The 24,685-nt window shown below is 49.4% G+C and carries 19 protein-coding genes; 9 read left to right on the top strand and 10 right to left on the bottom strand.

Translation table 11 applies throughout. The features are described from left to right. The first annotated feature begins 181 nt into the window (after positions 1–181). Positions 182–1,111: a patatin-like phospholipase family protein gene (locus K8S19_00865; GenBank protein ID MCD4812236.1), complete on the top strand. Its 930-nt coding sequence runs from the start codon at positions 182–184 to the stop codon at positions 1,109–1,111. Between the two features lie 87 nt (positions 1,112–1,198). Further along, entirely contained in the window at positions 1,199–1,771 is a 573-nt protein-coding gene (locus tag K8S19_00860) for a hypothetical protein (GenBank protein MCD4812235.1), read from the top strand. Between the two features lie 53 nt (positions 1,772–1,824). On the opposite strand, the gene K8S19_00855 is transcribed toward K8S19_00860, so the two are convergent. From K8S19_00855 to hydG, 3 genes are all read right to left on the bottom strand, one after another. Beyond that, positions 1,825–2,094, bottom strand: a complete 270-nt coding sequence (locus K8S19_00855) for a hypothetical protein (GenBank protein ID MCD4812234.1) — start codon at positions 2,092–2,094, stop codon at positions 1,825–1,827. 224 nt (positions 2,095–2,318) lie between these two features. Further along, positions 2,319–3,143, bottom strand: a complete 825-nt coding sequence (locus tag K8S19_00850; protein MCD4812233.1) for a M48 family metallopeptidase — start codon at positions 3,141–3,143, stop codon at positions 2,319–2,321. A gap of 15 nt (positions 3,144–3,158) precedes the next feature. Further along, positions 3,159–4,571 (bottom strand): [FeFe] hydrogenase H-cluster radical SAM maturase HydG, encoded by a 1,413-nt coding sequence (gene hydG / locus K8S19_00845; protein MCD4812232.1) that lies wholly within the window; start codon positions 4,569–4,571, stop codon positions 3,159–3,161. Positions 4,572–4,631: 60 nt separating this feature from the next. Here hydG and K8S19_00840 point away from each other — a divergent pair, with 60 nt between their 5' ends. Next, positions 4,632–4,862, top strand: coding sequence for a hypothetical protein (locus K8S19_00840; GenBank protein MCD4812231.1), 231 nt, complete (start codon positions 4,632–4,634; stop codon positions 4,860–4,862). Between the two features lie 44 nt (positions 4,863–4,906). Here K8S19_00840 and K8S19_00835 read toward each other — a convergent pair whose 3' ends face one another. The 4 genes from K8S19_00835 to K8S19_00820 all read right to left on the bottom strand — a co-directional run bounded on the left by K8S19_00835 (position 4,907) and on the right by K8S19_00820 (position 7,248). Beyond that, on the bottom strand, positions 4,907–5,488 hold the full coding sequence (locus K8S19_00835; protein MCD4812230.1) for a hypothetical protein: 582 nt from the start codon (positions 5,486–5,488) through the stop codon (positions 4,907–4,909). A gap of 223 nt (positions 5,489–5,711) precedes the next feature. Next, a complete protein-coding gene (locus K8S19_00830; GenBank protein MCD4812229.1) occupies positions 5,712–6,455 on the bottom strand; it encodes a tetratricopeptide repeat protein in 744 nt (247 codons plus the stop codon). Between the two features lie 27 nt (positions 6,456–6,482). Next, positions 6,483–6,830: a hypothetical protein gene (locus K8S19_00825; protein ID MCD4812228.1), complete on the bottom strand. Its 348-nt coding sequence runs from the start codon at positions 6,828–6,830 to the stop codon at positions 6,483–6,485. 16 nt (positions 6,831–6,846) lie between these two features. Beyond that, positions 6,847–7,248, bottom strand: a complete 402-nt coding sequence (locus K8S19_00820) for a VOC family protein (protein MCD4812227.1) — start codon at positions 7,246–7,248, stop codon at positions 6,847–6,849. A 146-nt stretch (positions 7,249–7,394) separates the two neighbouring features. Here K8S19_00820 and K8S19_00815 point away from each other — a divergent pair, with 146 nt between their 5' ends. Further along, the gene (locus K8S19_00815) at positions 7,395–8,249 is read left to right on the top strand and encodes a CPBP family intramembrane metalloprotease (protein MCD4812226.1); all 855 of its coding nucleotides are present in this window, start codon (positions 7,395–7,397) and stop codon (positions 8,247–8,249) included. Positions 8,250–8,420: 171 nt separating this feature from the next. Here K8S19_00815 and K8S19_00810 read toward each other — a convergent pair whose 3' ends face one another. Then, positions 8,421–8,633: a helix-turn-helix domain-containing protein gene (locus K8S19_00810; GenBank protein MCD4812225.1), complete on the bottom strand. Its 213-nt coding sequence runs from the start codon at positions 8,631–8,633 to the stop codon at positions 8,421–8,423. A gap of 468 nt (positions 8,634–9,101) precedes the next feature. On the opposite strand from K8S19_00810, the gene K8S19_00805 reads away from it, so the two are divergent. After that, positions 9,102–10,286 carry a putative DNA binding domain-containing protein gene (locus tag K8S19_00805; GenBank protein ID MCD4812224.1) on the top strand — a complete coding sequence of 395 codons (1,185 nt, stop codon included), beginning with the start codon at positions 9,102–9,104 and terminating at the stop codon, positions 10,284–10,286. Next, on the top strand, positions 10,283–11,275 hold the full coding sequence (locus K8S19_00800) for an AAA family ATPase (protein MCD4812223.1): 993 nt from the start codon (positions 10,283–10,285) through the stop codon (positions 11,273–11,275). Before K8S19_00805 ends, K8S19_00800 begins: the two co-directional genes overlap by 4 nt. A 139-nt stretch (positions 11,276–11,414) precedes the next feature. Here the strand turns inward: K8S19_00800 and nth are convergent, their stop codons facing one another. Continuing rightward, positions 11,415–12,059 (bottom strand): endonuclease III, encoded by a 645-nt coding sequence (gene nth / locus K8S19_00795; protein ID MCD4812222.1) that lies wholly within the window; start codon positions 12,057–12,059, stop codon positions 11,415–11,417. A 214-nt stretch (positions 12,060–12,273) separates the two neighbouring features. On the opposite strand from nth, the gene K8S19_00790 reads away from it, so the two are divergent. From K8S19_00790 to K8S19_00780, 3 genes are all read left to right on the top strand, one after another. Beyond that, entirely contained in the window at positions 12,274–13,308 is a 1,035-nt protein-coding gene (locus K8S19_00790) for a putative zinc-binding metallopeptidase (GenBank protein ID MCD4812221.1), read from the top strand. Then, complete coding sequence (locus K8S19_00785) at positions 13,305–14,324, top strand: ATP-grasp domain-containing protein (GenBank protein ID MCD4812220.1); 1,020 nt, start codon at positions 13,305–13,307, stop codon at positions 14,322–14,324. Before K8S19_00790 ends, K8S19_00785 begins: the two co-directional genes overlap by 4 nt. A gap of 405 nt (positions 14,325–14,729) precedes the next feature. Further along, a complete protein-coding gene (locus K8S19_00780; GenBank protein MCD4812219.1) occupies positions 14,730–23,099 on the top strand; it encodes a T9SS type A sorting domain-containing protein in 8,370 nt (2,789 codons plus the stop codon). A gap of 309 nt (positions 23,100–23,408) precedes the next feature. On the opposite strand, the gene K8S19_00775 is transcribed toward K8S19_00780, so the two are convergent. Then, complete coding sequence (locus K8S19_00775) at positions 23,409–24,602, bottom strand: hypothetical protein (protein ID MCD4812218.1); 1,194 nt, start codon at positions 24,600–24,602, stop codon at positions 23,409–23,411. Positions 24,603–24,685 lie beyond the last annotated feature (83 nt).

Raw genomic sequence — 24,685 nt, 5'->3', positions numbered from 1 at the left:
TTACGCAAAAAGGTCTTCTGAGTTGAATGTGTCGCACTATAAGTTACAATTCACCCCTGCTCTCCGGAAAACCCTAAGCTGCTTGTTCTTTGTTGTCAAACAGGCTATAATTCCGGGGACATCTTACTTAATTTTCCAGAAGTAAGCTGTCCCCGGAATTCCCCACGCCAAGGAGCCGTTGATGCCGGTTAAAAAAAAACATATTGCACATGGTCTTAAAATCGGTTACGCGCTGGGTGGCGGCGGTGCCCGTGGACTGGCACATATTGGCGTCATCAAAGTCCTGGAACAAGCCGGGATTTTTCCCGACCTGGTCGTCGGAACGTCCATGGGTGCCATTGTCGGTGCACTCTATTGCCATTTTCAGGATGCTGCACAAGTTGAGAAAAAAGTCATCACTCAGCTGGAACATCCGGATATGGACGCATTGGGATTGGCCAAGTTCCAGCAAAAAGAATCCGAAGAAACTTTTGCCCGAAATATCCAAAAAACGCTTGAACAGATTTCGCGCCTCTATATGCTGACCTCGGTTTTGACCAAGGACCACATTATTGCCGAGGAAAAAATCCAGACCCTGCTCTCGCTGCTCCTGCCCGAGCAGGACATTGAATCCCTGGCCATTCCCTTTGCCGCCGTCGCCTCCGATTTGCTCCTGGGCAAACCCTATGTCTTTACCCGAGGACCCATCCGGCGTGCTACCCAGGCTTCTGCCGCCATTCCAGGCGTTTTCCGTCCTGTGGTGCACGATAACCGTCAGCTGGTGGACGGCGCAATCACCTCTTTGGTCCCAGTCACGGAAACCTTTGCCCAAGGAGCAACCTTCGTTATCGCAATTGATGTCTCCCCATTTAATCCTGCTGATAGTCACTATAAAACCGGTCTGGAAATTTTTCTGCGGGCGGATCAGATCACCGGTAAATGCCTGCGCGATCTTCATCTGCTCCAAGCCGACGCTGTGGTGCGGCTCAATGATCTGGATTTTGAGTGGTTTGCATTTAATGCTGCGCGTGCCATTATCAAAGCCGGTGAAGACGCATCCCAACAATCCATTGCCAATATCGTGCGTATCCTCCAAACCAAACGACCCTGGTGGCAGCGTATCTTCCGGTAACATCTCAAATTTTCACGCTTGCCATCAAATCCGGGCATGCTATAATATTTGTCAATTCAAAAATAATTTGTCCCAGAGGTGATTCTAATGAAAAGGTATATTTCTTTTTTAACAGTCCTGATGCTGACATGCTCCCTGTCTCAAACCCTCTCAGCCAGTGTTTTCGGCACAGCCGGCACTCTGCGACCGGGCCACCTGTCTCTCGGCCTGGAACCCCAAATATTTTTTTCGCCCTCAACCTTCATGTTCTGGCTCCATGGCGGCATCGGGTTGACCCGCAGCATAGATATGGACCTCAAACTCGGCATGGGCAATAATACCGTCTTTGGTGCGGATGTGGAATTTATGCTCGTACCGGACACCCGGCGCACCCTCGGGGTTTCATTTGCCACCGGCGTGCACGGTTCCTCCAATCTCGGATTGGATGCCACTCTGTTGATTTCAAATAATTTCAGAACGTTTACGCTTTACGGTGCCTTGGATGCTGATATTGAATTTGTCGAGATCAATAATGAAAATGAAATTTGGCTCCCAATGTATGCCACAATTGGTGTTGCCATACCCTTCGCCCGCCGGGCTGAATTTTTGCTGGAAGGAAATATTGCCGTCACCGACTCAGCTTCGAGTAATCTGGCCGGTGGTGTTGCGTTTTATTTTTAAACAAAGGCTGCATCCTCCGGGATGACGCTTAAAATGCGGCACCCGGTAAAAACTTACTTGGTTTCTTTTTCCCGCCATTGCAAAAAAGCGATGGCAGCGAGATTACAGAAAATAAACCCATTGGCAATGATAATGATCCCATCTCCGAGATGAAATCCATATAAAAACCAAAAAAACACACCGGCCATAAACACCGCCAAGGTGCCGTTGGCCATCCTTACAGACCCGGGCTTTTTAATTTTAGCAATCAACTGCGGAATAAATGAGGTCGCGGTAAGCGCGGCTGCGCTTAAACCGATCAGGGTCCATATCCAATCCGGCATTTTTTTCTCCTTTAGCATAACGAAATAAAAAACATAATTGCGATCCTGCTTGCCACGTAAAAATCATCTGAAAAGTATTTCCAACACTGAAAAAAAGCAACAGTAATTCTAACAAACGATATGCAAAACAGCACAGCTTGCCGGCAACGGAGATTTTTCGTTTTCCAGTGGTGGAAATACTTTCCAGATGATGATCACCCTATAGGCAATCAAACAATGAATTTCTATAATCGCATTTTATGACTGTTTTGCTTGAGCCATTGACGGGCGTCATCCACACGACTGCAATGCGTACGTACCAGCGCCCAAAAAACCGTCGAATGGTCCATCCGCTCCAAATGCGCCAGTTCGTGAATAATCACATAATCCATCACATACCGGGGCGCCATGACCAATTTCCAGTGAAATCTCACAATCCCGTTTTGCGAACAGCTTCCCCAGCGCGTCTTGGGCTCGCCAAACCGGACACGAAAAAACTTCCGAGTGACCTTGTCGGCCCATTGGTCCACGCGGGACTCGATCATGGTCCGCGCCTCTTGCTGATACCAACTTTTTAAAACTTTGCGTATATTATCCGGTCCGATATCCTCCACCCGGCAGCAGATGCAATTCCCCATCACATCAACCTCTTCCGAGGCGTAATTGCCCGGCCACAACAAAAGTGTGTATTTTTTCCCAAGGTAAAGTAAATGGCACCCGTTTTTCAGCCGACCACGATAACTTTTTTGATCACGGGAGAATTGTTTGACTTGTTCATGAATCCAGGTAGCATGCTGCTCAATCACTTGGATCACTTCTTTGTTGGAAACCCGGGGTGGAAACGATACATGAATCTGACATCCAGGCTGGGCCGTGGCGGAAAACAGATCAATCTGTTCCTCGCCAATACTATCCATACCTGAAAAACCATCACACGCCATAGCACCATCATCCGCCTCATACGGCTCCACCTTAATCTTGATGCTGCGGTTCCGCCGGTTGGCTTGCAAACAGCAGGGATACTGGCGCTCATGATAATGAAGCGTATACTCGCTCTGTGTGGGCATCATCTTCCTGTCGTCGTATTAAAAGTAGAGATCACGCTCGCCTTGTTCAATCTTGCCAAGCCGCTGCTGTGTCTCTTCTCTCACATCATTATCCAATCCCTGCAGCAGCTTGTCAATACAGGCCTTACCCTTTTCCCGGGTTTCCGGCGAGGCATAATCCACCAAATATTCCTTGAATGTCAACACCGCATTGGGCAGACAGAAATTTTTAATCGTCCCGGGTTTGAGTAAATCCATGATTTTCTCACCTGTCCGTCCCACCCGGTAACAGGCCGTGCAAAAGGAAGCGATGTTTCCACTGGCAATGACATCCAAAATGACATCCTCCAATGAGCGGACATCTTCAATCTCAAACTGTCCGGCATGCTTTGACAATTCCCCGGAATAACCGCCCACCTCGGTATGACTGCCTGCCGAAATCTGGGAAACGCCGGCATTGAGCAAACGATTGCGCATGGCAGGTGTTTCGCGTGTTGTAAGAATCACACCGGTATAGGGCAACGCCATCCGAATCACGGCCACCACCAGCTGAAACTGTTGATCTGTAAGCAGATAACGATTTTGGTTCAAGTTAACGTCATCACAAAGGGGTGTGCCGTGCGCGACCCTCAGACGCGGCACAGAGACTGCGTGCGGCCCGACACGATAGGTCTGGTCCAAATAGAGCCCGTGCATAATCAACGCGGTGACATCATAGTGATAATCATACAATCCCAGCAAAACCCCGGTGGAGACATCATCCACCCCGGCTTGCATGGCCCGGTCCATGACTTCCAGGCGCCACTGATAATCCGCTTTAGGACCATCCGGATGCATTTGCCGGTATGTGGCATGATGGTAGGTTTCCTGAAAACACTGATAGGTTCCGATCCCGGTCTTTTTCAATGCTTTTAATTGTTCAATCGTAGGCGGTGCAATATTGACATTGACCCGGCGAATCTCTCCTTGTCCGGTGCGTGTTGCATAAATGGTCTCCAGCGCATTTAAAACATCCAAAAAAGAATTGGTTTCCCCGGCCACCAAAAGCAGCCGCTTGTGTCCCTGATCTTCCAAAACCTCGACCTGCCTGGCAATCTCTTCAGGGGTCAGTGTTTTACGCGTGATCTCGGTGTTGTCGCGCCGATAGGCGCAATACAAACAATTATTAGCACAAAAATTTGAGATGTAAAGTGGTGCAAAAAACACAATACGTTTCCCGTAAATTTCTTCTTTAATCTGACGGGCCGCATCCATAATTTCTTTCACCACATCAGGATTATTATCCTGATACAACAGTACCGCAGTCTCTTGGGCGGTCAGGCCTTTTTTTGTCCGGGCTTTTTCAATAATACGTTTGACTTCAGCCGCATCCGCCGCACGCCCCGCAGCCAGAGCCTGCTCCACATTTTCATTGGAAAGACAGTCCATCAGATTTGTTTGATTGGTTTCCATGAAATCACATTCTTTCTAATCGTGCAAACCGCTGCTCGAGCCTACGAATCGGTTCATGAGATGTTTAAGGAGATAGTAGCCGGAACCTTTATCGTGCTGGCGCTTCATCAAGGGACAGCCTGCCCGGCGTACTTGCCCGGCGAATGCCGGGTGCCGGGTAAGTCCATCAATGAAGCGAGTAAAAATATCGCCAGAGGCGAACATCTCCCGACAAAAATACCACGGGCAGCCTGCCCGGCGCACTTGTCCGGCGCATGCCGGATGCCGGGTAAGCCCGTGGATTTTTATTAATTCCCAGAAAAAGAAACAGTATTTAGCGTTGCGCAGAACAACGCTCAGGCAACAAACGCGTCCGGTCCGGGAATGACAACACTGACTTTAATGGGAATATCCAGCACCCGGTTTCTAACCGTGTCACCCAGATAAATACGTCCTTTGTTTTCACCCTGCCTCGCCTGAAAACCGGCCCAGAGTGGTTCCGCAATATGAATCGCACCCGGTTCAAGCACCAATCCGGTAATCTGCCAAGGTCCCAGGAACAAACCTTCCACAACCGCCCCCTCGCTGGCATCCAGGATTTCCAGCCGCAACAGATAGGCTGCGGTCTGCATAAAATCTTGTTTCTTTTTTCCCCGCACTGCTGTGGTGAGGCGAAACCGAACATAGATAATCGGCTTGCCTTTGCCGGGATTATAGGCAACCGTCTGTTCAACGATCATGCCATCCCGGATTTTTTTCAGGGAATTTTTCTCCACTGCTGACGCCGGCGACATAACCGTATCGGCGGAGGTTTCCGGACTGTCGGAAGCTGTTTTTGACTCCTGGGCACGCAAGGCGCGTTCTTCCCCCTTCATTTTCCTACGAACTTCTTTGGAACGGCTGGAATTATCCAAACGGGGTTTGAGCATACCTGGCATTACAGAAACCTCCAAATAAAAAAATAAAAACTCAAAAGAAAAACTATTATCATGCTAAATATTTAAATATCAAATCCATGATTATTTTAGCGTCTTAGCGACTTTGCGTGATGAATCAAATATCCGAAGCAGTCTGTTAAACATTGGTCACGTTAATAAATATTGGTGTATGGTATCACACGCCCTGACGATTTCCAATGAATTATTAACAGGCCTCAGAAAATTAATTTAAAGGCAGACCCCTGGCCCAGTCGGAAAACCGGCCGGTTTGCGAGGTGGTCATTGCTTTACGGCAGGAATCAATCTGCGCTGCAATATCCGGAATATCCAACGTCACAGTTGCCGAATTTTTTTCCATCAATTTTTCCAGCAATTGGAAAGCCCGCGCATCTGAAATATCCACATGTGTGGCTTTAATCCAAGCCCGGGCTGCTTCAGCAACCTTGCCCAAACCTTCCTGACTGATCCCAAGATTTTTATAGGCATTGGCGCGCGAGGGGTCAGTCCGAATGGCGGCGTGGCAGTGTTTCTGCGCCTGCTCAAAGTCGCCTTGCAAATTCAGGCAATAGGCAAGATTGTTATGACAGTAGTAATTAACTTTAAAGTCATCACTCTTCTGATCCAGCGCTTCCCGATAAAAAGAGACCGCCGGTTCAGGCTGCCCGGCCTGTTCGGCCAACTGCCCGGACATCAGCAAACATTCCGCCAGTTCGGCTTTGTCCTTGGTATATTTCATCCACATTTTTAAATATTGATAGGCCCGCTCTTGCTGGCCGACCCGGCTGTAAAAAACCGCCAAAGGTTTCAATGTTTCACCGCGCGGGCCGTGGGATTTAAACCGGGCAAGTAACTGCTGCTCGGTCTTCTCTGCGTCAGCGCTGCCAATCTGGGGTGTGTCGGGTAATTTTACAAAAAAAGCATCCGTTACGCCTTTTTCTTTATCTGGTTCCGGGCGTTCTTCACTCACAAGCGCCTCCTCCGCATCCTCGAAAAATCATCGTCCCTCAAATTGTTTTTTAAAATCCCGGTGCACCTGTTTGGCCAGGTCTTCATCCTGCTTGGCCACGATGATGGTTCCCCAATACCCTTGCATACTCGATAGTACATTGGCATAAAAGCTGGTGCGCATATCGCGCAGATTGGCGTCTACCCCGGCTTCTAAAAGCATTGATTGAAGCGCCATACCGGTCACTTCATCCGGAATTTTGCACAATTCAAAGGTCTCAAAAAGTTCGACCTGATTAGGATCCGGTGCCAGGGCTGCAACCAATCGTTCATTGCAATCCGGGCATATTTTTATTTCCGGCCGGTATTCATAGCCGCATTGGGGACAAAAAGGCATAACAACTCCTTGTTTATTACGATGCGATTTCTTTTAGTTCAATCAAATTGTCATCCGGATCCAGTATAAAAACCACCTTGCGGTCACCCTCGGCAATCTCCCGAATCGTGACATTGGCGGCACGCAGGGTCTCAATCAATTTTTCACGTTGAGATACCCCGAGACAAAAATGGCTGGCACCCTGAGCATGCGGCAGGGACTGATCTGTTGAAAAAATCTCCAAACCGCCGCCTTCCGGGCATTCAAAAGAAATAAAACGGCATTCCGCCTGAATATCAAACAGCGTTTTGGCATACTCCGCCGGCACAGTATACGCATCCAATTTTTTCAATCCCAAAAAGCCATTGTAAAAAATTTCCGACTGGTTGAGCTTGGAAACATGCAAACAAACATGATGAAGATAAATTTTTTCGCCCATGGCAATAAATTACCCCGGATGAAGGGTCATGTCAAGTCTCTTCATCCCTGCCGGTCCATCGAAAAAATATGATTGCCTGTTTGCCTCCGGGAAAATATAATAGACACATGCTCCCACACCGTTTTTTTTTCCCAACCCGGTCTCGTGTGTCATTCCTTGTCTTTGTTTTTCTCGTACTGCTTTGCGGCTGGTATCCAGCCTATCAGATTGTCCAACACCATTGGACCCTGGGATGGTATCCCTCGCCTGAAGTCACATTGCTGATGACCTCGCTGGGTATCGGACCCGGCATCGCCGCAATACTGGCCGTCTCATTGGGACGCGGCAGTTTTCGTCAGGAATTGGGATTGGCTGCCGGTAAACCGCTCTATTTACTGCCCGCTTGGTTTGTGTTCCCTTTGCTGGCAGCCCTGGCAGCAGCGCTCAGCGTACTGTTGGGACAGGCTGAGTGGGATTGGAACATGATCTCCAGTGTTCAAAATGCCCGCCTGCAGTGGCCCGACCATGCTAATTTCACCCAACAGTATCCCAAAAGCGGTATTGCTTTCTGGGGAGCGCTGCTTCTGTTGAGTCCGATCATCTGGTTTATTCCCGCCTGGTTCGAGGAGACTGCCTGGCGGGGATTTTGCTACGCACGCCTCATCCGCTACGGCTTCTGGCCAACCGCCATGGCCTGCGGTGTCCTGGCATGGCTCTGGAAGCTCCCTTTTTATGTGATGGGCTATGGTTATCCCGAACATCCCCGGTTAGGTTTGTTGCTGGCGCTAGTCTTCGCCCTGTTGATTAGCATTCTACTAACCTGGCTGCGTCGCGCATCCGGCGGCATCCTGGCGCCAACAGTGGCACGGGCGACCCTGGCCGGTTCGGCCATCTTCCCGCTTTCTTTAACCAAACTTTATGATCCGGCCTATGCCCATCTCCAGGGAATTACCGGGCTTGCACTGCTGGGAGGTTTTATTGCCTGTGCGTGGTGGTTGGGATTGTTTAAATCCTCATCGTAGGGGCTCAAGACGGATACCGTCAAGCTTACATTTATCCTTTCTCCAACTAATATTTTTGTTCATTATTTTTTTTATTCTCCGGGTATGTGCCATTGTATATGCAGATTTAATTTATTTGACAAAATCACAGGGTATACTATAGAGTATATATTGGTTTTATTAGAAATTTAATTAGTCGTAAAAGAATGCTTCTACTTCCACATTCAGACCGTCGGCTATACGTTGCAGGCTTTTTAGAGAAATATCTTTTTTACCGTTAAAGAAGTCATACATATAACACTTACTCATGCCAATTCGAAATGCCAATTTCTCCGCTGACATACCTTTTTGGCTGAGACTTTTTTTTATCCGACTTGCTACTCTTGCTTGGACAGTACTTTTCATGCCCAAAGAATAGCATTTTTTTATTGATTTTTAGGCACTCTATAGAGTAACTTTGTTTTTTGGAGGTGTTTTATACAAATCATCAAACCCATGCATCCCGTTGTCATTGAGCTTTCCAACGAGGACATCACAATAATGCATCTGGCATTTTATGAATACAGGGATATTCTCAAGAAAAACAAGAACCTGTGCAAAAATAAAAAATGCGAGAGGCTGAAAGGTGTAAGTAGAATGATTACATTGGTGGATTTATTATTGTAAGGGAAAAAATTTTATACCCCTGCCTTCAACTGGTTATCCGGAAGACATCTCCCACCCCCAGCACGTGGCGTTCGCTATAACAAATAACACTGCATGTAACAGGAAATAATCAGTAGAAATATTCATTTTTTTTGATATAATTCAAAAATCGGGGCCATGCCGATTACCCTGGCACCCAAAAACAACATTTCTAAAAGGTGTATAACTTTGTTAAGTAGCGATAAATTATCAAAACTAATGAATGAACTCGAATCAGACCGAGTGGAAAAAACCATAGCGGTTAATAATACGGACAAGTGGTGTGAAGCCATCTGTGCCTTTGCCAATGATTTTCCCGACCACCGTCAACCGGGGTACTTGTTAATCGGTGTTGACGACCAGGGAAACCCTTCCGGCATCAAGGTTACTGACCAATTACTTAAAAACCTCGCTGCCACGCGTTCAGATGGCAATATACTACCCTTGCCGGTTTTAACGGTCCAAAAACACCTTATCAAAGATAAAGAGATTGCAGTAGTGGAAGTCAAACCCTCTGATGTACCGCCGGTTCGTTATAAAGGAAGGATACATATCCGGGTCGGTCCAAGACGTGCCCTTGCCAATGAGAGCGAAGAACGAATTTTATCTGAAAAGCGCACAGGATTAGCAAAAACATTTGATGCTCGCCCGCTTTCTGATTGCCAAATACAGGATCTTCTTCTGGATTTATTTCTAACTACTTACCGTACTAATGCCGTGGCCCCGGAAATCATCGAAGCCAATAACCGTGACATCACCGAACAATTATCATCGCTTAGGTTTTTTGATCTTCATAAAAATTGCGCCACCTCTGCCGGCGCTTTACTTTTCGGGAAAAATCCTTTGCAATGGTTATCCGGCGCTTCTATTCTGTTTTTAAAACACGCCGGAAAAAAGGTTACGGATGAGGTGGAAGATGAGCGCAATTTTTCCGGCGATTTATTGACTGTTTTACGGGAACTGGATGCTTTTCTGCCTTTACAAATCAAGACCAAACCTGAAAAAACCAGCACTCTGCAAGAACGCGTAGTCCGTGATTATCCTCCGGAAGCCCTGCGGGAATTTTTAATGAACGCAGTTATGCATCGCTCGTATGAAGCCACCGCGCCTATTCGGTTTTATTGGTTTGAAGATCGCATCGAAATTCAAAATCCCGGCGGTCTTTACGGTGAAGCAACACAGGAAAATTTCCCGCGCCAAAATGCTTACCGCAATCCGGTAATCGCTGAAGCCATGAAAGTACTCGGATATGTCAATAAATACGGAACCGGCGTAACACGGGCTCAAGACTATTTAAGGATTAACGGAAATCCAAAAGCGGAATTCAGATTCGAAGCAACTTATTTCTTAGTAACCATAAGGAAATATCGATGAAATCCATAGTTTTTTTCAATAACAAAGGTGGTGTCGGCAAGACCTCGCTGGTGTACCATTTAGCCTGGATGTACTCTCGTTTGGGGATCAATACAATCGCAGCGGATTTGGATCCTCAGGCCAATTTAACTTCTATGTTTTTAAATGAATCTAAATTGGAAGATATTTGGCCGGATGGAGAGCATCCAAAAAGTATTTTAGGAACTGTCCGTCCCATTCTTCGAGGTCTTGGAGATATTAGTGAAGCTCCTCACATTGAAGTTGTGACAAAAAATTTGGGGCTGATCCCGGGAGATCTGGGATTGTCCGGGTTTGAAGACAAACTTTCCGATGCCTGGCCCAAATGTCTGGATAAACAAGAAGCAGCTTTTCGAACAATATCATCATTTTATAGAATTATTCAACAATCGGCCGGGAGACAAAAGGCTGACCTGGCCTTGATTGATGTGGGACCAAATTTAGGCGCCATCAATCGTGCAGCAATGATCTCCGCCCACTATGTAGTGATTCCACTGGCGCCGGATATTTATTCCCTTCAGGGGCTTCGAAATTTAGGTCCCACATTAAGGCGCTGGCGGGAAGAATGGGGGGAACGAATTAAAAAAAACCCAGATGAAGACTTATCGCTGCCGGAAGGAAAAATGGAGGCTATTGGCTATGTTGTTATGCAACATGCCGTGCGCAGCGATCGGCCGGTTAAAGCTTACGGCAAATGGATGGATCGCATTCCCCAGGAATACCGCTACTCGGTACTGGAGGAAAAAAATACAAAAGTGCCGGATATTAACAATGATTCCCACTGCCTTTCTTCAGTTAAAAACTACCGCAGTTTGATGCCCATGGCTATGGAAGTTAAAAAACCCATGTTTGACTTAACACCGGCCGAAGGCGCCATTGGCGGCCACATGGGAGCAGTGCGGGAATGCTTTGATGATATCAAAAAGTTGGCTGTTAAAATTGCCGATCACTGCAGAATAAGTCTTCCCTGATAAAAACCAAAATAAAACAACCCCACGAACCGGGACGTAGTTCAAATGCCAATTCCCCAGTCAATAATTTAGCCCGTTGATTTCGCCCCCCCATTTGAGGCAAGTTCACAATGACAACTCGCATTAATTACTCAAGCGCTTAGCCCGATAAATATATTCCCGCCGAAGGACATAGTTTTTGGCAGGCACAGTCCGCGCATTTCGGTTTGCGCGCATCACAAACACGCCGGCCGTGGAAAATAAGCCACAATGAAAAACGATGCCACAGGTCATGCGGGATTATGGTCATCAATGCCTGCTCTATTTTTACCGGATTTTTTTCCTGCGTCAGTCCAAGCCGAAAAGACAAACGCTGAACATGCGTATCCACCACAATCCCTTCCAAACGATGAAATGCCGCACCCAGAACAACATTGGCTGTCTTGCGTGCCACACCGGGCAGGGTGACCAATTCCGCCATGGTCTGCGGAACCTTGCCTTCAAACCGGGTTTGAATTGCCTGCGCCATACCAATGAGATTCTTGGCTTTGTTCCGAAAGAAACCGGTTTGACGGACCAACCGTTCCACATCAGATTGCCCGGCTCGGGCCAACCGGACGGCATCCGGATACTGTTTGAACAAACCTGGGGTGACCCGATTCACCACCTCATCCGTGCATTGAGCGGATAATATCGTGGCCGCTAATAACTGGAACGGTGTTTTATAATACAGCGCCACCTGAACATCCGCATACTCTGTTTGCAAAATTGAAATAATTTTTTTTATTCTGCTCTTGTCTGTCATTTAACCTCCTCCCGATGGGGATAGCATAGCAGTCCCCGCGCCATAACAAAATAAAAATTTTTGTAAGGCCACAGTGCTTGTCTCTGCGAAACTCCGCAGAAACAAAGACGGATGCCGTGCCCCTGCCGTGTCGAAAACACTGGTAATCCGCTTCATTTTCAGGTATTTTAGAAAAAATACCTGTACCACCTTTACCAGGAGGCATGACCCTTTGATGCATGCAAATCCGTCAGACAATCCGCGCTGGGCAAATTATCCGGATGAAGACCTCCTCAATTTAAAATTTTGCGACCTCAAACTAACCATCGAGGGTACCTCCCTCGAAATGTGCATTGCCCGGCTTTTCAACGAACTCAAATCCAAAGAACTTTCTTTTCTACCTCCCATTTATTTGGGTGACGAATGGTTCTCGCCGGATAAAAGTCCGGCGATTGCCATCCCCTTCTATCTGGCACATCCCCGCCTCAAACAACTGGAGCGAAAAATGATGCTTGAGGTGGAGGGAGAATCCGAGGAAGAGTGTATGAAGCTATTGCGCCACGAAACCGGGCACGCCTTCTGTCATGCTTTCTCTCTTCCCCGGCGCCGGACATGGCGGACGGTTTTCGGTTCGCCCAGCGAAGAATACAGTGATTTTTATCACTACCAACCCTACAGCCGCCGTTATGTGCGCCATCTGGAAAACTGGTACGCCCAGAGCCATCCGGAGGAAGATTTCGCCGAGACCTTTGCGGTCTGGCTTGCACCCAATCAGGACTGGAAAAAACTCTATTCAGGCTGGCCGGCGTATAAAAAATTGATTTATGTGGATACCCTCATGCGCGATTTAAAAGGGAAACCCTCCCCAAAAATAAAAACCGAGAAACCCTTTCACATCCGGACATTGAAAAAAAAATTAAAAACCCATTATGAACAGCGAAAAAAATGTTATGCCGAAGACGACCCGGCGTTTTTCGATTCAGATTTGCGGCATATCTTTCTCCCTGTGCAGGCCGAAGACCCCCGCGGTATTTCCGGCGCCCGTTTCTTAAGACGCCACCGGGCTGATTTTCTAAAAGTCATCCCCTTCTGGACCCGCGAACGCAAATTCACGGTCAACCGATTGATAAAAAAACTCGCCAACCGCTGTGACGCGCTCAAACTCTTTGTCCCAAAAAATGAAGAAAAGGCCCGTCTGGAAATCGCTTCCTATTTGACTGCCTTGGTATCCAATTATTTATTCACCGGCCGCTTTAAAGGACATCTATGAAACAACACTTTAAGGTTTTGGTAATTTTTGATATGCCTGTACGCCCTACCAGCTCTGACTGGGCAGATCATTTCAGGCCTGAGGATTGGAAAAACGAACAGGATATCATCAATGCCCTCAAAAAACTCGGACATGATGTAAAACTCCTGGGCATCCACGACCGCATCCGCCCGCTCATCACCGAGGTCCGGCGCTATCAACCGGATATTGTTTTTAACCTGCTCGAGTCCTTTGCCAATGACCGGGTGCATGAAAGTCATATCACCGGACTGTTGGCCCTGCTTGGCGTCCCTTATACCGGATGCAGACCGGACAGCCTGACGGTCTGCCGTAACAAACAATTCACCAAGCGTATTTTAACCCCGCACAGAATCAAGGTACCCAAAGCTGTGGTCTTCCCCCTGGGCAAGACCAACCGGTCGACCAAGCATCTCAAGTTCCCTGTCTTTGTCAAACCGCTCGGTCAGGAAGGGTCGGATGGAATCGCGCAGAGTTCGTTTGCGGACTCACAGGAAGCCTGCATTGAGCGTGTCCGTTTTTTACATGAAAATTTGCACAGCGATGCTTTAGTGGAGGAATATATTGAAGGTCGTGAAATTTATGCCAGTGTCATTGGCAATGAACGTCTCCGGGTGCTGCCATTGCGTGAATTGGTATTTACCCAATTTCCTGAAGAGCGCCCCAAATTCGCCACCTTCAAAGCCAAATGGGACGAACCTTTCAGAAAAAAATGGGGCATCCAAAATACGTTTGCCAATCCTTTTCCCAACGGTCTTGAGAAAAAAATAACCCATATCAGCCGCGCCGCCTTCCGGGCACTCAATTTAAGCGGTTATGGCCGTCTCGATCTGCGGATCACACCGGAAAATATGATCTATGTCATTGAGGTCAACCCCAATCCCGCGCTGGACCGTTCCGATGAATTGGCCCAATCGGCCTTGCGGGCTAAAATCCCCTATAACCAGTTAATCCAGCGGATTCTCATGATGGGATATCAGCTTTCCAAACAAGCATAAAAATCCACACGTGACACCCCGACCTAAAGAATACTCATTTCCGGGACGCTACACAGCCCATTGTGTTCGCGCTGGCACGATAAATTTTTATATATAAAATGTAAAATAATTGTGAATTGCGGAAACCTCAAACCAGGGTTATCCGGTCCAAAGAAGTGAGGTTTTTTTTACAAGACGACTATTTATTGAAAATCTTTTAAAAATAACATTTTTATAGAAAATTCTTATTTTCGAAAATTGTGCTCTTTTCTAAAAAAACAGAAAGCTTTTAGAAAAAGCAAAAAAAATAGTGTTTTTTTTAAGTTAGCCTGCGCATTTTTGCAAAAAAAATAGTATACTATTAAATAGTTCTGTTAAAAATTCGTCAATTTTTTTCATATTTTTATCCAAAGGAGTCATTGCCCTATGTTGAAAAAAATGAAATATCTTATCGGTTCAGTTTGTTTATTGGTACTTATGAGTACCGTATCGGCATTTGCCGATGTATCTGCTGTGGGTGCCGTTCTCGGCACAACGACTGTCAATACCGCTTCACAATACACAGTGACCTTCACAACCGGAGGCAGCGGCGCACTTACCGCCGCATCCAATGATACCATTGTGATCACCTTTCCAACCAATACAACTGTTCCGGCCTCTGTCTCCACCGGTGCCAACATTACTGTGAATGGAAGTAACATCACGACCGCTGCCTCCGGGTCCGGTCAGACCTTGACCATTACCACACCAGTGGATGTGGGCAACTCCGCCGGGGTTACAGTTATTATTGCAAGCGCAGCCGGTGTGATCAATCCCAGTACACCGGGATCAGCTTACGCGCTTAATGTCCACACAAACATCGAAAGTACGGATATTGCTTCCGGCACCTACTCCATCACCGCTTCTACCACCGCGCTTTCCGTCGGTGCGGTTACTGTGACCCCCAACACCATTGGCAATGACGGCCAATACAGCTTTGCCATCACAACTGCGGCAGACGGTGCCCTGATTTCAGGTTCCGGCCAGATCATGGTCACCTTCCCCGGAACGACCAATGTACCTGCCACCTTTGCCGGGACCGATATTACTGTTGGCGGCACCAATGTTGCTACTGCCAGCGGCGCAGGTCAGGTTGTCACTATCACGACTCCGATCGCGCTCAATGCCAGTACTGCCTATACGATTATTTTTACGACCAATGCAAATATTCGCAATCCCACTACCACAGGTGCAGGATACACACTTACCGCTTCCACCACAGCCCAGACCACAGCCGGCACCAGCCCCCCTTACACTATTGCCGTATCTTCCAACGCTTTGTCCGTCGGTGCGGTTACTGTAAATCCCAATACCATCGGCAATGACGGCCAATATAGTTTTGACATCACCACTGCGGCAGACGGTGCCCTGATTTCAGGTTCCGGCCAGATCATGGTCACCTTCCCCGGAACGACCAATGTACCTGCCACCTTTGCCGGGACCGATATTACTGTTGGCGGCACCAATGTTGCTACTGCCAGCGGCGCAGGTCAGGTTGTCACTATCACGACTCCGATCGCGCTCAATGCCAGTACTGCCTATACGATTATTTTTACGACCAATGCAAATATCCGCAATCCCACTACCACAGGTGCAGGATACACACTTACCGCTTCCACCACCGTCCAGACCACAGCCGGCACCAGCCTCCCTTACACGATTGCCGTATCTTCCAACACTTTGTCCGTCGGTGCGGTTACTGTGACCCCCAACACGATTTCCAATATCGGCCAATACAGTTTTGACATCACCACTGCCGCCGACGGTGCCATTTTATCAGGCGATAGTATTGTGGTCACCTTCCCGGCAGGCACGGTTGTTCCGGCAGCTTATGCCGTAGCCGATATCACAGTCGGCGGCAACAATGTCGCCACTGCCGGCGGATCAGGCCAAGTTGTGACCATTACTTCCCCGATCGCTTTAAGCGCCGGCACGGCTTACACCATTGTGTTTACAACTGCGGCGGATATTCGCAATCCTTCTACCGCTTTGGGTACTTATCAGATCAGTGCCTCAACCACGGTCCAGACAACCGCCGGCAACAGCCCCCCTTACACGATTGCCGTATCATCGACGCCATTGTCAGTCGGCACTGTCGCCGTAACACCGAATACGATTACCAATATCGGACAATACAGTTTTGACATCACCACCCATTCAGACGGCGCCATCTTGTCAGGAGATAATATTGTAGTCACATTCCCTGCCGGGACAACCGTCCCGACCACGTATTCGTCCGGCGATATCACGGTAGGCGGCAACTCAGTTTCAACTGCCGGCGGATCCGGCCAAACAGTTACCATCACATCTCCCATTGCACTAAGCGCCAGTACTGCCTATACCATTATTTTTACAACAGCAGCCAGTATTCAAAATCCGGGCACTGCCGGTTCGACCTACCAATTGAGCGCCTCCACGACGGTCCAAACCACAGCCGGCAACAGCCCAAATTATACCATTGCCGCTTCTTCAAACCCACTCACCGTAGGCGCGGTTACTGTCACACCCAACACTGTCAGTAATATCGCACAATATTCTTTTCCAATTACCACCGCCGTAGACGGCGCTTTGGTCAGCGGTTCCGGTACTGTTTCCGTCACCTTCCCGGCAGGCACCATTGTGCCGACCACCTATTCCGGCGGTGACATCACCATCGGCGGCACCTCTGTCACAGTTGCCAGCGGTGCCGGACAAACCGTGACCTTCACCACACCGATCGCCCTCAATGCCAGCACAGCTTACACCATCATCTTTACATCAGCGGCAAATATTCGTAATCCTGCAGCTATCGGTTCGACCTACCAATTAAGCGCCTCCACCAGTGTCCAGACCATTGCAGGCAACAGCCAGAATTATACGATTTCCGCATCTACCATCCAACTTACCGTCGGCGCGGTCACGGTTTCACCCAGCACCATCGGAAATGACGGAGAGTATGATATCACCATCACCACTGCGGCGGACGGCACTGTGGTGGGTGGAGCAGGAACCGTCACTGTGACCTTTCCGGCAGGCACCAATGTTCCTGCCGCGTTTGCTGCCGGCGACCTTAGGATCGGAACTTCCATGCCCGGATCGGCTGTTACCGCAGCCAGTGGTGCCGGACAAGCTGTGACCTTCACGACACCCATCACATTGAATGCCAGTACTTCTTATATTATTCGTTTTACCACCAATGCAGACATCCGTAACCCACTCACCACCGGAGCCAGAACACTAACAGTGGCCACCAGTACGCAGACCACGGCCGGTACCAGTGGCAGTTATTCAATCACGACATCATCGAATGCCTTGACCGTGGGTGCGGTTACGGTCTCGCCGAACACCATCGGCAATTACGGCGAATACCAATTCAATATCACCACCAGTTCAGACGGCGCGCTGGTCGCAGGCACCAGCACCGTCTCAATCACTTTCCCGGCAGGCACCAATGTCCCGGCCGCCTATGTTGCCGGTGATATCCGGATCGGTACCAGTATGCCCGGAACAGCGGTCACAGTTGCCAGCGGAGCAGGTCAGGTCGCAACCTTTACCACCCCGATTAATCTTAATGCGAGTACTGCTTATATTGTCCGCTTCAATACATCCGCCGATATCCGTAACCCGCTTACAACCGGTTCAAGGACTCTGACTGCCGCCACAAGTTGCCAGACCTCTGCCGGCACCAGCGGCAGCTACAGTATCGGGCTTTCATCAACCAATGTAAGCGTTGACAGCATTACCCCTGTTCCCAATACCGTAGGCAATCAGGCCGCGTATACCGTTATCTTTGATCTTTCCTCAGACGGCGGGCTGGTCGGCGGCACCAGCACCATTACCATTGATTTTAATAACGATTTTAATGTTCTCAACGGAGTATTAACCGGTGTCACAGTCAACAGCGTGGCTGCGACTGCCAATGGTAATGGCGGCGGCCGCACCATCACTGTAACTGTTCCCAATGATATTGCCGCAGGTACGAACAATGTTACGGTCTATATGCCCAGCACAGTGGTACGCAATCCCAACTCTTCCGGCGATTATACCGGAGATGTTAACACCTCAGTCCAACCCGCCGGTACCAGCCCCACCTTTGCCATCGGCGCTTCTTCAATACCTATCGCTGTGACCAGTATTTCGCTTTCAACCAATGTGATTGACCAGGCTGCCCAATATACCATTGACTTTGATATTTCTTCAGACGGCGCCCTCACCGGCGGCACCAGCACCATTACAGTAACTTTCCAAAATGATACCCTCGTGACCGATGGTGTTTTGGACAATGTCAATGTCGAAGGTGTTTTGTGTACCTCCGCGACAGGAGATTCAGTTGCCAGAACCATTGTCATTATACCTTCCAATAGTTTTTCCGGCGGCACCACAGGTATCACGTTGTCCATTCCCAGTGCGGATGTACAAAACCCGCACACCGGAGGCAATTATACTGTGGATGTGGAGACTTTTGTCCAACCGACCGGTACGAGCCCACAATACACCATCGGGCAGTCGGCAACCGCGATTTCCGGCGTGACCGCGACCCCTAATCCAACCGTGGTTGGTCAAGATGCAGCTTACTTGATTGAGTTTGACACCAGCGCAGACGGTGCCTTAGACGGCGGATTAAGTGAAATTATCATCATCTTCCCTATTGACACTGACGTAACCAACGGTGCTTTGGGCGGTATTGTCCAGGTCGAGGGCGTTGGTGTTACATCTGCGACCGGTAACCGGGCCACCCGCACCATTACCATCATTCCCAGCCAGGACTTTGCAGCCAGTTATTCAGGCATCACGGTGTCACTGTCCGCTTCCGATGTGCGCAACCCGAGTACCCTGGGTGGATATACATTGACCGTTGCGACCTCGCCACAACCTGCTGGTACCAGCGGAACCTATACCATGGTGCAATCCGGCACTTCCCTCAGCGTGGGAACCGTCACACCCAGTCCCAACACCATCGGCAACCTTGCCGCCTATACCATTGATTTCAATACCGGCACACAAGGCCAGTTGGTCGGCGGTGCCAGTGAAATCGTAGTGACCTTCCCGGCAGGCACCACGGTCCCGACCGCTGCTTTTGCAGGTGTCACTGTGGAAGGCACGGGCGCTGATTCAGCGGTTGGAAACGCCGCCGCCCGGACCGTCACCATTGTGCCCAATCAAACCATTTCCGCCGGCACCCCCAATGTCACGATTTTTATTCCCCAAGTCAATAATATCCGGAACCCGATTACTGATAATCCTTATACTCTGACAGTCGGCACCACACCCCAACCGGCCGGAGACAGCAACAATTACGACATTGGTTTTTCTTCCACTAATGTGAATGTCACTTCCGTTACACCCAACCCGACCACCATTGGCAACCAGTCAGCTTATACCATTGACTTCGATACCAGTGCAGACGGCGGATTGGTGGGCGGCACCAGCACCATCACAGTTGTGTTCCCCAATGACACGTTGGTGACAGAAGGCGTAATCGCCGGCATCACGGTCGAAGGTACGGGTGTTGCTTCTGCGACAGGCACGGCAGCCACCCGCACAATCGTCATCACACCGGCCCAGAATATCAATGCCAGTCAATCCAGCATCACGATCTACATCCCGGCTTCCGAAATACGCAACCCAACCACTGTCAGCGCCGTGTACACCTTGACTGTGACCACCTCAGTCCAGCCGGCCGGCATCAGTCCGTTCTACAACATTGGACAGTCAGCCAGTTCGGTCGCAGTCGGACTGCCCACAGCCAATCCTGCAACCGTAGGAAATCCTGCAATATATACCATACCCTTCACCACATCTTCAGACGGTGCCCTGCTCTCCGGAACCAGCACCATCACGATCGTGTTCCCTGTGGATACTGCAGTCTTCAATGGCGGCATCGCCGGCATCACAGTCAACGGCAATGTTGTGGCAGGAACCGGTGTTTTTGCAACACGCACAATCTCTTTGACCACACCAATTTCTATTGCCGGCAATACCGGTGTCACGGTGGTTATTCCCGCAATAGGCGTCACCAACCCGACCACACTCGGAAACTACTCTCTCACTGTGGCCACATCCGTCCAACCGGCAGGCATCAGTTCGCTTTACGGTATCGGTCTTTCTTCCAACAATGTCAATGTGACCAGTGTCGCACCCACACCGTCCACTGTTGGTAATGCAGCTGCATATTCGGTGCAGTTCACAACCAGCTTGGACGGCGCCATCTCTACAGGCGGCAATATCTTCATCACATTACCGGTAGACACCTTTGTTCCAACCGGAGCCATGGCGGGTATCCTGATCAATGGTATTGCTGATGCATCCACAATCGGAAATACAGGCAGCCGGTTATTGACCATCACGACCGCAGCGCCGATTTCCGGTTCAACAACAGTCACCGTGGCAATCCCACTTGCTGCGGGTCTGGTCAACCCGACCACCACAGGTAGTTATACACTCACAGTGGCCACTACAGCCCAACCTTCCGGCATCAGCCCGGCATATACCATTGACCAATCCGGCACTGCAGTGAGCGTCACCAGCGTGACACCCTCACCGACTACCGTAGGCTCGGACGCCGGGTACACTGTCAACTTCACCACTGGCAGCAGTGGCCCGCTCTATGCCGGTTCCAGCCATATCATCATCACACTACCGGCCAACACCGTAGTGCCCATTGGCGCCATTGGCGGCATCACGGTCAATGGAATTGCGCCAACCACGGCCACCGGCAGCATGTCTCCGGCACAAATCGACCTCTTAATTAGCGCAAACATCAATGCCAGCACTCCCGTATCTGTAATTATCCCCTCACCGGAAATTCAAAATCCGACCAGTGCAGGCACCTATATCCTGACAGTCGAAACCTCGGCCCAACCGGCGGGCAACAGTCCGGGATACAGTATCACCATCTCAGGAACGACAGTTAATGTAACCGCTGTTTCCTTGTCAGACAATGTGGTCAACACGCTGGCAAGTTATACCGTGAATATCACACCGGCAGTTGTCCTGCGCGGAACCCTAAGCTCCATTTTTATGGTCTTCCCGCCAAACGCTACTGTGCCGGACGGCGCGATTGCCAATGTCTCGGTGGGCGGATCACCGGCCACGTCGGCTGTGGGCAACAGTGCCTCCAGAACAATTAGTATTATTCCCTCAACGGATATTTCCGCCAGCACGGACACACCCATTGTCATTGCCAATCCGGTGATCATGAATCCCAGTTATCCCCTCACCACCAACACCATGAGTGTCAGCACAACCGCCCAGCCGATGGGCACGCGTGATTTCACGATCAACCCGTCCTGGACCACCCACATCACGGCACTCACCGTAAGTCCAAACCCGACCACCGCAGGTACTGCCGCTGAGTATACAATTAATTTTACAGTCGGCGCTTTAGGCCGGCTTGGTCCTGGCAGCATTATTTATGTGGAATTCCCAACCGGAACAGTCCTGCCCGGTTCGGCCGCCGCCGGGACCATCACGGTCAATGGCGTGGGCACGACCGGAACAACCTACTCAGACGGGATGAACCTCAATGTCTGTGTTCCCACCACCGTACCCATCAACGGAACCGTCGCTCTGATATATTCCATCTCGGCTGATGTACGCAATCCCTCGGAGCGGTCGCGGATTGATGATGTGCACACCGACGCCGAACCAACGCCCGCGACTTCCAATTACTATGATATTTCCGTGAGCACGACTCTCGGGACTCCGGTTGTGACCCCTAATCCCAGTTCAATTTTCTCAATTGCTGAATATACTGTTGTATTTGACCTGGGTGCTCAGGGAAGTTTAAACGCCGGTACCACTGAAATCGGGATCATCTTCCCCAACCAGGTGACACTGCCGACATCCTTCACACCTTCCGATATCACGGTCAACGGAACACCTGTATTGGTGGCAGTCCGGAGCGGTCAGATCATGCGCATTATTTCACCCATCCAGATGCTCGCAGGGGCCAGCTCCAAGACCATCACAATCATCTTTAGCACTGACTTTGGGATCACCAACCCGGCTGCCCTGGGGTCTTATACCCTCCAGGCTTACACCACGATTGAGCCGACATTTATTACATCCGATCCGTTTGATATCACCGCTTCCACTGCAACACAAATCACAACACCCCAGGTTGACCTCTCGCCGGCTTCGATCAATTCTTATGGCCGGTACATTATCACCTTCAATGTGGGTCCCTATGGCGCGCTGGTGCGCGATCAGGGCAGCTTTGAAATGGTCTTCCCGGTTGACTTTGTGCTGCCGGTCAGTATTGCCGCCACAAGCATCGTGGTCAATAACCAACAACTCAATGATCCCCCAACCATCAACGGCCAAACATTGACCATTCTCTCACCGGTGAACGTCCCCTTGAGCGGATCTGTGGAAATCCAAATTTTCTCCAGTGCCCGCATCCAGAACAGACCCACTGAGGGTACTGTGACTTTCCAGCTGGCAACCAGCAGTGAACCAAACCTGGTGGAATCCAATACCGTTTTCATCCGCCGGGTCACCTGGGATGATGTCACCAGTTTCCCCAATCCCATGAAATACCATGACTCCCACAACAAAGCCTTCACCTTCCTTTTCGTGCCTGATCAGGAAGCCACGTTGCGGATTTATACACTGGACGGCCGCTTAGTGAAAACCGTGACCAAAAACGACACCACAGATCAAATGATTTGGTATTTGATGAATGAAAAAGAGAAACTGGTTGCCAGCGGCATTTATATTTATGTCATCAAGGGAACGAGCGGCGAGAAAAAAGGCAAGATTGCTTTCTTGAAATAATGATCCATAAAAAAAGGGGTGTGCGCCAAATGGTGCACACCCCTTTTTTTATGGATACTGCTACACAAACAGCCAAAATTTGAGCGTCACTCCCAATTGAACCAGCGAGACCCCTAAAATAGCAATCGATATCCCCAGCGATACCGGCGTTTTAAACTCGGGATGTCCTTTCTTTATAAAAAAACTATGTATCGAAAAACATAAAATTCCTCCCAGGAAAACAACCAAAGAGTACACCCTTCCGGCATCGCTTAATTCCTTCCACCTATTTTTTCATCGAGCCATTCCTGTATCCGCCCCTCACGACGCTTAGAAATAAGCCTTCACACGCAGATACCCGCCTTGTGTATCCAACCCGCCGTATTCACTGCCTGAACTTCCGCCAAAAATGTTTCCCACAAGCGTGATGACAACATCGTCGGAATAAGTGTATGCAATCGTGGGAATCAAGCCGAATGAACGATCATTGCAATTCATGACTGTCATGAGGGTCACATCAATAAAATCATGAACCGGGTGGGAAATCATCAGCATGGCATAATCCCTGCCCATTGTGATTCGCTGCCCCATAATCAAGTCAACCCAATCCGCCACATCATAATCCCCGGCATTCGCAGTCCCTTGCCAATCACGGAAATACTCAACCATCAGTGAGGTTTGAAATTCAAAGGTGGTGTCTGCACCCAGGACCAATTGCCAATTTTGAGTATCCGACGGTCCCTGGAAAAATACACCCTCACCCCATACTCCGAAATCGCCCGCCTGACCCACAAAATCCATTGCTACAATCCGGCGGGTTTCCCGGGTTTGCGGTATCATGCTGAAAACATCGAGTACGTCATAGGCCTGGTCGATGATTGATGCACTGAGATCAAAACTCCCGGCCTGCACTTTCACTTTGCAGGCACGGGTGCTGTCTTGCCAACGCACACCGGGTTGATAAACCAGCACAATACCGCCGGACTCGCCAAACCCCCATTCCACTTTCAATGCATCCTGACCGGACTTTTCGTAGGCAGGATCAAGCAGACTCTTGGTATTGAAAATATCGCTCGGGTTCCAGGCATAGCCGGTTCCCCACGGCAGTTGCTGACGCCCAATACGAATGGTAAAAGCACCTGGATAAAATGTTAGAAATGCATTCTCCAATGACCAGGCGGTTTCTTCATATGTGTAGTGAAAAAGAGTGTCCACTGCTGTGCCGAAACTCCGAACAATATTGCTTTGGATGTCCTCCGGCAAGACCTCCAGCAGGTTCATATCCGTATAGCCGTGATAAGTCATGCCCGCCAGACTGGCAGACATCGAAGCATTTTCACCGACGTCCGCAGATAAATCGATACGCAAACGGTTGGTCATTTGCCATAGAGCCGTGTCCTGAATTGCATACCCGGTTAATTGACCTTCATAATAGCCTGACAACTCAGCTCCCATGGCCGTAACAGGTTGAAAACCTGCCCCGGCGATAAGGGCAGCCATAATAATCATTATGGTTTTTTTCATTTTCAACACCTCGCTCTTCGGGCGCGGGAACCGCGCCCCTACAATATTCGCATAATCAAATTTCCAAATCATTGCTGTCCTAA

The organism is bacterium (genome assembly GCA_021108215.1).
Classification (GTDB): domain Bacteria; phylum Oederibacteriota; class JAAXVQ01; order JAAXVQ01; family JAUVAV01; genus JAIORK01.
This window is presented reverse-complemented; position numbering and strand designations above follow the sequence as displayed.